This is a genomic window from Herbaspirillum sp. GCM10030257, from assembly GCF_042666555.1.
Taxonomy (GTDB): domain Bacteria; phylum Pseudomonadota; class Gammaproteobacteria; order Burkholderiales; family Burkholderiaceae_D; genus Noviherbaspirillum.
This window is the reverse complement of the sequence record NZ_JBHTDH010000061.1, coordinates 1-10,915: the sequence shown is the minus strand read 5'-3', so window position 1 is coordinate 10,915 and position 10,915 is coordinate 1. Positions and strand designations below refer to the sequence as shown.

General features: G+C 55.7%; 7 protein-coding genes and 1 pseudogene. 6 read left to right on the top strand and 2 right to left on the bottom strand.

From position 1 onward, the window contains the following. Both ACFQUU_RS28700 and ACFQUU_RS28695 read left to right on the top strand, forming a co-directional pair. Positions 1 to 126: pseudogene (locus tag ACFQUU_RS28700) on the top strand (IS630 family transposase); the annotation flags it as partial. A gap of 428 nt (positions 127 to 554) precedes the next feature. Next, a complete protein-coding gene (locus ACFQUU_RS28695) occupies positions 555 to 3,137 on the top strand; it encodes a DUF4214 domain-containing protein (protein ID WP_382251996.1) in 2,583 nt (860 codons plus the stop codon). 474 nt (positions 3,138 to 3,611) lie between these two features. On the opposite strand, the gene ACFQUU_RS28690 is transcribed toward ACFQUU_RS28695, so the two are convergent. After that, a complete protein-coding gene (locus ACFQUU_RS28690) occupies positions 3,612 to 4,400 on the bottom strand; it encodes an AadA family aminoglycoside 3''-O-nucleotidyltransferase (RefSeq protein WP_382251994.1) in 789 nt (262 codons plus the stop codon). A 1,230-nt stretch (positions 4,401 to 5,630) separates the two neighbouring features. Here ACFQUU_RS28690 and ACFQUU_RS28685 point away from each other — a divergent pair. From ACFQUU_RS28685 to ACFQUU_RS28675, 3 genes are all read left to right on the top strand, one after another. Further along, positions 5,631 to 6,896 (top strand): PQQ-dependent sugar dehydrogenase, encoded by a 1,266-nt coding sequence (locus tag ACFQUU_RS28685; protein ID WP_382251992.1) that lies wholly within the window; start codon positions 5,631 to 5,633, stop codon positions 6,894 to 6,896. A gap of 180 nt (positions 6,897 to 7,076) precedes the next feature. After that, positions 7,077 to 7,388 carry a c-type cytochrome gene (locus tag ACFQUU_RS28680; RefSeq protein ID WP_382251990.1) on the top strand — a complete coding sequence of 104 codons (312 nt, stop codon included), beginning with the start codon at positions 7,077 to 7,079 and terminating at the stop codon, positions 7,386 to 7,388. 32 nt (positions 7,389 to 7,420) lie between these two features. Continuing rightward, positions 7,421 to 9,508 carry a TonB-dependent receptor family protein gene (locus ACFQUU_RS28675; protein ID WP_382251989.1) on the top strand — a complete coding sequence of 696 codons (2,088 nt, stop codon included), beginning with the start codon at positions 7,421 to 7,423 and terminating at the stop codon, positions 9,506 to 9,508. Between the two features lie 110 nt (positions 9,509 to 9,618). On the opposite strand, the gene ACFQUU_RS28670 is transcribed toward ACFQUU_RS28675, so the two are convergent. After that, positions 9,619 to 9,858, bottom strand: coding sequence for a GFA family protein (locus ACFQUU_RS28670; RefSeq protein ID WP_382251987.1), 240 nt, complete (start codon positions 9,856 to 9,858; stop codon positions 9,619 to 9,621). A gap of 178 nt (positions 9,859 to 10,036) precedes the next feature. Between ACFQUU_RS28670 and ACFQUU_RS28665 the strand changes: the two genes are divergently transcribed. After that, positions 10,037 to 10,645 carry an HD family hydrolase gene (locus ACFQUU_RS28665; protein ID WP_382251986.1) on the top strand — a complete coding sequence of 203 codons (609 nt, stop codon included), beginning with the start codon at positions 10,037 to 10,039 and terminating at the stop codon, positions 10,643 to 10,645. Positions 10,646 to 10,915: the final 270 nt, after the last annotated feature.

The window sequence follows — 10,915 nt, the reverse complement described above, 5'->3', positions numbered from 1 at the left end:
AAGATCGACAGCTTTGTCGCGCAATACAATGTCCACTCGCGACCGTTCGTCTGGACCGCCACCGCCGACTCCATCCTGCAAAAGATTGAGCGTCTTTGTAAAGTTATTTGCGGGACACCACACTAGAAAGCTGCCGTCCACGAACAGCCGGAAATGCCGATTTCGCCAATAGTCGGCGCCAGCAAGGCTGGCTGCTTTGCATTATTAGGTTCCTGCCGTTCCAGCAGTTGCGAACCAAACGTTGTTCTTCGTCTTACGCTCCTGTCCGAGCTAACATCCGCGCGCATGATCTAATCTTTCTTCCCATAAATATGGGAGCCCAATGCATGTCACGAATGCTAGTATTTCGGCGATCTAGCGTTCCAAACGGCCCACGAAATTCGGCCTACGTCCAAGGCTGCTCCGCGGCGTGGGCTCCAAGATGGCGACGATTTGTTCAACCGAAAAGCGTTTTCATTTCATGGCAAACATCCTCTCCTTAAGAGGCAGGTTTGCTGATTAACTCGTTCAGTTCAGTTTCAAAATTACAATAATTGCCGCTCAGGAGGCCGCGCGTGACCCGTTTCGTGATACCCGTATATGTCCTTGTACTTTCCCTGGCCGCCTGCGGAGGCGGAGAATCCTCGAACCCCAGATTGCCTCCCGTCGCCAAGCGGCTTGCGAATACGGTCACTACCAATGCCGACACCACCTTCCCTGGCAAGCGCAGCGATTACACGATCACGCAGACCTCGAGCGGTTTTTCGGTTGCCGACAATGTGGGTGATAGAGGTGTGATCCGCATCGGGAATGCCGATACACTCCGTTTTGCCGACGTCACAATTAACCTGAATATCGCGAGCCAGGCAAGTGCAATTCCGGAAGCAGACTTAAACTCGCTAGTGGAACTGTATGTCGCGTTCTTTAACCGTGTTCCCGATGCTAGTGGATTGAGCTATTGGATCAGCCAATACCAGTCTGGCGTGTCGCTGGTCCACATCTGCGAAAGCTTCTATAACGCGGCAGTGCAATACAGCGCGTTAACCGGTTATTCGTCGACAATGTCCAACGCGGATTTCGTGAAGGTCATCTACAAGAACGTGCTTGGCCGTAGCGGCACAACCGCGCCGCCCGATGCCGATGTCCAGTACTGGGCTAACGAGCTGGCGAGTGGCCGCGCTACCAAAGGCAGTCTCGTCAAGACGATGCTAGCCTCGGCGCACTCGTTTACGAATGACCCAACCTGGGGTTGGGTAACCAAACTGCTGGATAACAAGATTGCGGTTGGCAAGCAGGTCGCGGTTCAGCAGGGCTTGAACTACAACACGTCCGAAGATTCGATCACCAAGACGATGGCAATCGCCGCCGCCATTACGCCAACCGACACGTCGGCCGCGCTTGCCAATGTCGGCATTACGGAAAAGGCGTACAAACCCAATCCAATTTTGTCGATCAATCGCATGCGTGCAGTACACATGTACAGCAACTATGGCGATAACGTACGTGGCGTGAAGCCGGCGCTGTCCGACGCGCCCCAAAGTCTGTCGGCAAGCGGTGTCACAACCGACATCTCCCGCTCCTCCTATACCGAAAGCTCGGGGAATACGGTGATATTCGACACCGCGACAGTGAAACTGTCGAACGTGAAGCTGGGCGGTGGCGCATCGTACGCGCAGGCGGGTTTCGCATTGTCGCGGCGGGCGGACAACGGCGAATTGAGCTTGGACTTCTCGCCTTCCGTCAATACATCACTCGCGGCAATCCAGGGGTTTGCTGGCAATGTCCACCTTCAGATATCGGCCGACGGCAAGACTGTTAATCAATGGACGATGATCAATGCGTCCGGGGCTGCACGCGAATATATTGCCGCAGTCGTCGCCCACGCCGCCGAACTGCTCGCAGGTGGAACGTTCAATGTGCACACGTCCAATGCCGTATTCAATCAGGCATCGCTGATCCAGGCCATACAACTGGTCCGCAAAGGCATTCAGGACGACGACAGTGCCTATTTCAATTATCTGCGTGACAAGAATGTGGAATGGCTCGCCTTGACCGTGCCGATTTTCTACGGCGACGTATCCGACCCGACCGTCAAGCTGCAATATCGGCCGGCGGGCAATATGGATTCCGGCGCCAGCTTTACGTTCGACGATGCCGATCTCATCTATTTCCTTAACAAGGCCCGCAAAGCAGGATTTAAGATCATGCTTGGCCTGGAACTGTCCCCAGTCTTCATCCCGGTATCGACGACGGACCCGGATTGCAAGTCGGCACACCACAAGGTCAATCGCTGGCTGCTCGGCCAGCCCACAGTGGCCGTGAACGATCCTTTTCAGGCATGCATTAATCCGGCCTACTGGTGGTGGGATCCGGTACACCCCGACCATGCGAAGAACACGGAGATTTTCTGGAACAACTACACCGACATCGCGGTGAAATATGCTCGCATCGCCCAGCAAACCGGTGTCGAAATGTATGCGGTGGCGACCGAACAGGATAACCTCGTCCGCACCCGTGCGAGCAGTCCGCCCTACACCAACCATTTCAAGCCACAACTGACCAAGCTTGTCAGTGCAGTGCGCGCGCAATACTCTGGCCTATTGACCTACGACCAGCAACACATTACGTTCACAAACCCGGAATACTTCGCAGGAGGGGCCGGTACAGCGGGCGCTTTCAGTCACGTCTTCGAAGATCTGGACCTCGATGTCGTTGGCACTTCTGCCTATTTTGAGCTGACATCATCCAATCCAGGGCGGGTTCTTTCCGTCGCTGAACTCGAGACGGTGTGGGAAAACATTTTCAAGACGCACCTCGTCCCGAGGCAGGCCGCCAATCCCGGTAAGCCCCTGGTTTTCACGGAATTTGGCTACACCGACGACGTTGGTGCAACGGCGCTCCAGGGGGCGAACCTAGGCATGCCCGAACCCGCTCCTGATGCAAGCGGCGTGACGCCGGGCCAACAGCAACAAAAAAACATCTTTCAGGCATTCTTTAACGTTAACAGTCGATACGACAACCTTATTCGCGGCGCATTCATCTGGGGCGTCAGCTTTATCAGCCCCTACGACTGCTCGCATATTGTTTTCGGCATTTACTGCAAGGCGTCTGCTGATACCGTGAAGCAGGTCTACGGAACGTGGAAGGCAGGTACCTGACGCGTCGCTTTGCGGAGCGGCCGCATTCAGGCGCGATTCGTTCGACGGCGGCACTCCCCGCCCAGTGCAGAGCTACCGCGGTAGCCATACCCAGGGTAGGATTTTTCCCAACGATTTCCTGCCAATTAAATAGCCGGTTGGATTTACAATGAGGAATCACGCCCTTCCAAGGCCGATTCCTTATAAAGGGTGAAGCGACCAAAACGCCCGTGCCTGCCATTTGCGATAGGAGCCTCAGCCGGTGGCGTACACGACCGCTTTCGCTACTCTCCGAAAGCGGTCGAAGTCGCTACACGGCGTACGTGGCTTGTCCGCTTTAGAAAAACGACATGACCGGCAACTAATGGCCGCCTGTCGTCTGCCCAAGCAGCTTGCTGTCTGCCCGCATTGCGCCGACGATCGGACGTCGGGAATCTGCTTGAAAATCTGCGCTATCAACCCTAAGCAGACATTCCTCCACCGACTCCACTTCAACTACCGCAGCGCCTCCATCACCTTACATCGAATATAGGCTAAAAGTGCCTTACGCTCTTCTGTGAAAACAGCAAGGTCTACCACGCCTCGTCCTAGGTAACCATCTCTCGCCGCAATAACAACCTGTTTGCTTTTAAAAGGCAACCGTTCCAGCGCCCAGTTTGCGGCAACATTTTTGGAAGCAATGTCTCCAGTTATCGCTGTGTACCAAATGCGTACCAGGGCAAGAACGATATTTCTCTCATCTCCTTCCCAGTCTGACTCCGTATTCCAGAGCCCCAACGTGTCCAGAAGCGCGCGCTGAACATCGGCGGCAGGAACTTCTTCAAAAACTTCTGGAGCTGCAGGACCGTACAAAGCGAGACTACACCGCCGTGCCTTTGTCAGCAGAATGGCCAGGTCGTGGTCCATTAATGCGGGCTCAAAAATTCCAGCGTTGATGTCGTCGCGCAGCCATTCGCCAAATTGCATTTGCCGTTTTGCCGGGTACCGCCATGGCACCACATCCTCTTGTGCCAAAACGGTCACTTCGAGTGCGCGACGGACAGCGTCAGTTCCGGGAACAGCAGACACAGACAGCAATTCGGTCATCAGTGCCGCTCTGGCGTGATCGGCCAAAGGAGCGGTCACAGTGATCAACAGGTCGATATCGCTAAGAGGCTTCAAGCCTCCATCAACTGCAGAACCAAACAGGTGAATTGCCTGAATAGATTCTCCAAGATGACATTTCAAAACTGAAAGTGTATTGGATACTTGGCTTGCAATAGATTCGGGAAGTTCAATATTCATGGCATCGTTTGAAGTCTGTTTTCATTTCGAATGCCTGCTTATGGCCGGCATGCGCCCTATATACCTCAAGGGCCAGCGGCAGCTCGGAGCCAGATTCCAGACAGCGTTATCACGGAAAGGAAGCGAGGGACGTGCCCCTCACCCACCTCTAGTGCTTCCCAAAAGCGGACACAGTAACGTCATGTTGAAGGGCCCGTATGAGGGTTCGAATCCAACGTCAATTTAGAACCTTGCTGATAGATCGATGGGACGAATTTTTCCATAAAAGTCTGAGGACGAGTTAACGGAGTAAAACCGAAGCGAGTGTACAACCCACTTGCTTCGCTCGTGACCAAAGTAAATCTACGTAGCCCTTGTAGCTCTGGGTGATCTAATACAGCTACCATTAACTCCTTTCAATATCCCCGGCCACGGTAAGCGGGTAGCACAAATACGTCGACAAGGTTGGCAAACGTCGCAAAGTCCGAAATTACGCGCGCGAAAGCCATCTGCGTGCTTCCTTCAAATCCTCCGAAACACTAAGAATGGCGCAAGGCCTTTTCAGGAACTTCCCTAGATATGCCCCATGCCCAAGCTGATTCAGTGGAAAGTAAGCCGTGGATGACATCTAAATCAAGCTCAGACAGTTCTGTAGTAATACGCATCTAATTCCTCAGTTTAACTGTTCATTGAATGGATAGCTTATGCCGGTAAGCACGGCGAGCGTCCGGTAAGTACAGAATTATTCGATGCGCAATTTATTGTTTTGGAAAGAGATGTTCATCATAGCCCTGATTATACGAACACTGCTTACACGGACATGGGGACGCTACTATGGCGGTCTGCATTTGGCGGCAGACCGCCCGAAGCCGTTCGGCTTGAGCGCAAAAAATCCGGCGAGGAACATGGACGGACGGCCACCGACGGCGTCCTGGTATAGCGATGCAACAGCGCATCCGCTCCTCCATTAAATGCCCATCGGCCTTCATCCTGACGGGACGCAAACCATATCCGCCGGCAGCACTGCTTTCTTCAAAAGTTTTTCTCGACTGGAAGCGGATATCCGCAATAACTGCCATCGTGCATCCGATCACTAAGGGCGTACGCTATCGCTTTGTCATTTTGATAGACAAAAATTTTTGGATGTCATTAATACAACGACCTACACTCAAAACGCCGGCATGTAGTTATTACGGAAGGTTCATATTTTCAGCATTCCAATAATCAACGACAAGTTGAGGAGAGGATTTTATGCGTCTTACTAAACTTGTTAGCTGCATGCTCATGGCAAGTTCCGGCGTCGCTGTTTCGGGCGCTGCCGTTGCCGCAGCGCCTAATCTGACGGCGACTACCGTCTTGTCCAAGCTGAGCAATCCGTGGGACATGGCCTTCCTTCCGGACGGCACCATGTTCTTTACCGAGAAATGCAACGGGCTCTCCGTGCGAATGCCGTCTGGCACCGTCAATCGGCTGCTCGGCATGAAAGACTCCAAGGATTACGACAGCAAGGCCGATGACTTGTTTTGCGATGGTCAGGCTGGCATGAACGGTGTTGCGGTCGATCCCGACTTCGCAAAGAACCGCTTCATCTATGTCTACTCTGCTTCCAGCATGTCGCAGCCGCAGACCAACCATGTCATCCGCTTTGTGGTCAACGATGACAGGACCAAGCTTTCCGACCGCAAGGACATTGTCAACGACATCCCCTACAAGACTGCAGCGAGCGATCATCCGTTCGGTGCGACGGGCGCCCACAATGGCGGCCGCATCCGTTTCAGCCCCGGCGACGGATTCCTATACGTGACCACCGGAGACACCCATAACGGCGAAGTGCCGCAAAGTCCCACGCGCATCGGCGGCAAGGTTCTGCGCATCGACCGCGAAGGCAAGGCTGCTCCAGGCAACAATGCGCCGCAGGGATTCGACCCGCGCATCTTCACCTACGGGCATCGCAATCCTCAAGGCATCGCCTTCCGTCCGGGAAGCAACCAGCCGATCCTGGCCGAAAACGGGCCATGGCATACCGATGAGGTGACCGCACTGACGGCAGGAGGCAACGGCGGGTGGGACCCGCGTCCCAATGTTAACGGTCGTGGCGACTGCCCTGGCAATTATTGCGGCTATAGCCCCAACCAGATGGAGGCCATGGACCCGAAGGAACGATCCAAGTTCATGCCCATGACCGATCTGAAAGCCTATCCGAAGGCGATGAAGCCGGCGTGGACCAATGAAGGGCTGTCTCAGGGCATGTCTTCCGGAACCTTCCTGAACGGCAAGCAGTGGAAGGATTGGGACGGCAAGATGGTCGTTTCCTACATGGGCATCGGCATCCATGGAACGCCGGTCGGCAACCGGCTGGACGTGCTGGATATCAGCGCCGACGGCCAGACTGCGAAACGGACCAAGGTATCGCTGCCGATGCCGGCAGGTCGCTTCCGCTCGGTAGTTCAGGCACCTGACGGCAACATGTACGTCGCGACCGACGAGGGAGATATCATCAAGATGACCCCGAAATGATGTTTTACGGGCCCGCTACCGAATCGGCGGTGCGATTTCAGACGCAATCATCTTTGACCGACAAGGCTTTCGGCAAAGCCTGCATGGCGATCAGCTCCTCGCTCGCAGTCCTGCTCATGGCAGGCAGGTGGGCTGAAATCGCAGTCCTGCCGCGACGCGTTTGATATGAGGATCATGTTCATGCACAAAGTTTTGGCGTTATGTATTGCGTCCGGATGTTTGCTTTCCTCCGGTCAGGCTTTTGCCGATGAAGCCTTGTTCAAGAAGTCAAACTGCATGGCCTGTCATGCAGTCGATCAAAAGCGGGTGGGGCCTGCGCTGAAGGACGTGGCCGCGAAGTACAGCGGCGACAGCGGTGCGGCAGAAAGGCTGGCTAAAAAGATCAAGGTCGGCGGCTCCGGCGTCTGGGGGCAAATGCCCATGCCACCGCAGACGCAAGTTTCGGATGCGGATGCGAAGGTGCTGGCCGAATACGTGCTGTCGATCAAGTAGCCTCGTTGGAAATTGACCTGACATTCCACGCCATGGAAATAGCCCATTCTCAGTCCGGCATGCGGGCAGGCATGCTACTGGCCGCAGCATTCTTCGGGATCGTTGCCGATGCCGCTGCCCAGCAGGAAAAACAGCTGGAAGAAGTCGTCGTTTCCGCCAGCCGCAGCGAGCAGAAACGTTTCGACGCGCCGGCTTCGATCGACGCCATCCAGGTCGATCCGCTGCGCGCCGCATCGCCTCTGGTCAATTTGTCGGAACTGCTTGGCACCGCGCCCGGCATCCAGATCCGCGAGCGGCAGAATTATGCGCAGGACCTGCAATTGTCGGTACGCGGTTTCGGCACCCGGTCTACGTTCGGCGTGCGCGGCGTTCGCATTCTTATCGACGGTATACCGGCTACCATGCCCGACGGCCAGGGGCAGCCCTCCACGGCGACCCTGACTTCGGCGCGGCGGATCGAAATCCTGCGCGGGCCGGTCGCCCAGCTGTATGGCAATGCCGCAGGCGGTGTATTGCAGGTATTTACCGCCGATCCGCCCCTATCGCCGCAGGCACCTTACGCCAGTGCCTCGGTCGGCGCGGGCGGCGACGGCCAGCGCCAGCTTGGATTCACGCTGGCAGGAGGCGGCGACACGCTCGGTGGCCTGCTCGACGTATCGCGCTATGAGACCGACGGCTACCGCGATCACAGCGCAGCGGAACGAACCCAGCTCAATGCCAAGGTCTTGTGGAGGCCGTCGGCATCGACTACGGTCACCGGCATCGTCAACGTGTTCGACCAGCCGCTGGCTCAGGACCCGCTCGGATTGACGCGCGCGCAGTTCGAAGAGAACCCGCGGCAGGTGGCGCCGGTCGCGCTGACCTTCGATACCCGCAAGACCGTCGACCAGCGGCAGGCGGGTCTCGTGCTCGAGCATAAGGTTGATCGCAGCAATACCCTCAATGCGCGGCTGTATGCTGGCACGCGTGAGGTGTTTCAGACGCTGTCGTTTTCCGGCGCCGCCGCCAATTCTTCCGGAGGCGTAGTCGATCTCGACAACCACTATCGTGGCGCCGGTATGAGCTGGACACATAGGACGTGGGCTGGTGGCATGCCGCTCAACTGGACCGTCGGCATGGAGGCCGACGACCTCGACCAGACCCGGCGCGGCTTCGTTAACAACAATGGCACCCCAGGCGTGCTGCGCCGTGACGAAAGCAACGATGCCAACAACGTCGATATCTTCGGCCAGGTGGATTGGACCTTCGCCGAGCAGTGGAAAGCCACTGTGGGCGCCCGCGCAAGCCGTGTGCGCTTGGCGGTGGACGACCGCTATGTGACTGCCGCCAGCCCGAACGACAGCGGCAGCGTGGAATACCGCAATACCAGTCCGGTGCTCGGGCTAGTATGGTATGCCAGCGACAATCTCAATCTCTACGGCAACATCGGGCGCGGATTCGAGACCCCGACGCTGGCGGAATCGGCATATCGCAGCGGTGGGACCGGCCCCAACCTCAGTCTGCAGCCGTCGACGAGCCGGCAGGGTGAAATCGGCATGAAATGGCGATCCGGCACACAGAGCGCGGATCTGGCCATCTTCACCGCGCGCAGCCGCGACGAGATCGTGCCGCTGGCCACCGAGAACGGCCGCTCGATTTTCCAGAATGCCGACCGCGTGGCGCGGCGCGGCATTGAAGCGAGCTGGCGCAACAACATGGGCCGCTTCAGCACGCAAGCGGCCTACACGCTACTTGATGCCCGTTTCAAGCAGAGTTTCACCAGCGCGAACGGCGTTGTCGCCGCCGGCAACCGGCTCCCGGGCGCACCGATGCACAGCCTGTTCACTCAACTTGAGTACCGGCCTGTCGAAGGCTTGACGACGGCATTGGAGATGCGTGTCGAAAGCAAATTCTATGTCGATGACCTCAACAGTGAAGCCGCGCCTGGCTACGCGGTCTTCAATCTGCGCGCCGCGCACGAGTTGCGGGCAGGCGCAACGAGATGGACGCTTTTCGGCCGCGTCGACAATGTGTTCGACCGCGACTATGCGGGTTCGGTCATCGTCAATGACGGCAACCGCCGTTTCTATGAACCGGCGCCGGGTCGGCGCTTCTTCATCGGACTGCGGGCTTCGATCTGAACCGCATTGCCAATAATGACGAAGAAACTTTATCAGCTGTTCAAGCGTGGATGGCAATGTAGTGCTTCCGGCGATTAGAAGAGAAAGCCAATTTTCGGCGTGCGGTTCGATTATTTGGACGCCAGCCTCCATTCCATTTGGAGCACACCAATTTCGCCGACATCTTCATAGATATTCAGATGGGTCTTATCAATTTGAAGCGTTCCTTTAGGAAACGCAATAATCGGTGAAGATGCGGAGCCGCTTTGCCGCTGGCAATGCTTGCAGTGGCATACCGCAGTCATTACTGGATCAACATCACCCGAATACCGCACGCTTCCACATAAACAGCCCCCTACAATCTTTGCCATTCTTGTCTCCTTGACCGGGTCTTGAGGATGGAATGAATTAACCGCCTGCGATTCAAAGATCCGTGCACCACAATCCAGCCATCGACCTTACGAATCCGACACGTCGGCACCGACCCATATCGGACCGCCTTCGCATCTATGCTTTATACTAGAAAGTCAAATTTTGATAAAAAGAGTTATGCAATCGACTGCATTAGAAAAGCGGTTAAATTTTCTAAGGGAAATCGACCGGTTGAAGTCCGTAATACGGCAATCACCTCTACTTGATAAAAGTCGGAAAGAAAACTCTGCTGAGCATTCTTGGCACTTGGCGATGTATGCGTTGCTACTGAACGAGTATGCCTGCGGCCCTGTGGATACAAATCGCGTCATCCAGATGCTTCTACTACATGACGTCGTCGAGATAGACGTTGGTGATGTCCCAATTCATAGTGGGTCTTCAAGCGAATCGCAGGCTGAACAAGAAGCTAGAGCAGCGACGCGGTTGTTTGGCTTATTGCCCCAGCAGCAAGGCAGTGAACTTCTAGCTTTATGGCAGGAGTTTGAGCTTGCAGAAACGGAGGATGCCAAGTTTGCAAAAGCGCTGGACCGCTTTCAACCTCTCCTTATAAATATATTCACAGGTGGAGGAACTTGGACAGAGAACAGCGTTTCACTTGAGCAGGTTTTCTCCCGCTATGGTCCCACCATTAAAAGAGGTGCGCCGTTGCTATGGGCTGTGTGTGAGCAATGGGTAACTCAGCACTTTGCAGCGCAAGCATCAAGAATGCCGAGGCAGGCTAGCTGAGTACAAGGACCGGTCAATTGTAAGTGATTTGCAATCGTACTTTAGTGCACGAAGAAGCGCTTAGCGTGACTAAAAATGTCCCAACGGCAGCTCAGCGTCGCATTCCAGCCGGCGGTATCGTAGAACGGAAGCGCGGGACGCGACCGATTCTGTTTGCAAGGACTTCCCCTGCGAGTCAAGAAGTAATTAAGGCGGTACCTGCGGCGGCAGGTACCTCAACCATTGCGGTGGGCCAGTTTCTGTAGTCATATGGCGAATTGATGTCAGCGG

Excerpts from the sequence above, each read along its gene's own strand:
- ACFQUU_RS28680 (WP_382251990.1), top strand. The coding sequence starts at position 7,077 with ATGCACAAAGTTTTGGCGTTATGTATTGCGTCCGGATGTTTGCTTTCC.
- ACFQUU_RS28685 (WP_382251992.1), top strand. The coding sequence starts at position 5,631 with ATGCGTCTTACTAAACTTGTTAGCTGCATGCTCATGGCAAGTTCCGGC.
- ACFQUU_RS28670 (WP_382251987.1), bottom strand. The coding sequence starts at position 9,858 with ATGGCAAAGATTGTAGGGGGCTGTTTATGTGGAAGCGTGCGGTATTCG.
- ACFQUU_RS28665 (WP_382251986.1), top strand. The coding sequence starts at position 10,037 with ATGCAATCGACTGCATTAGAAAAGCGGTTAAATTTTCTAAGGGAAATC.
- ACFQUU_RS28690 (WP_382251994.1), bottom strand. The coding sequence starts at position 4,400 with ATGAATATTGAACTTCCCGAATCTATTGCAAGCCAAGTATCCAATACA.
- ACFQUU_RS28675 (WP_382251989.1), top strand. The coding sequence starts at position 7,421 with ATGGAAATAGCCCATTCTCAGTCCGGCATGCGGGCAGGCATGCTACTG.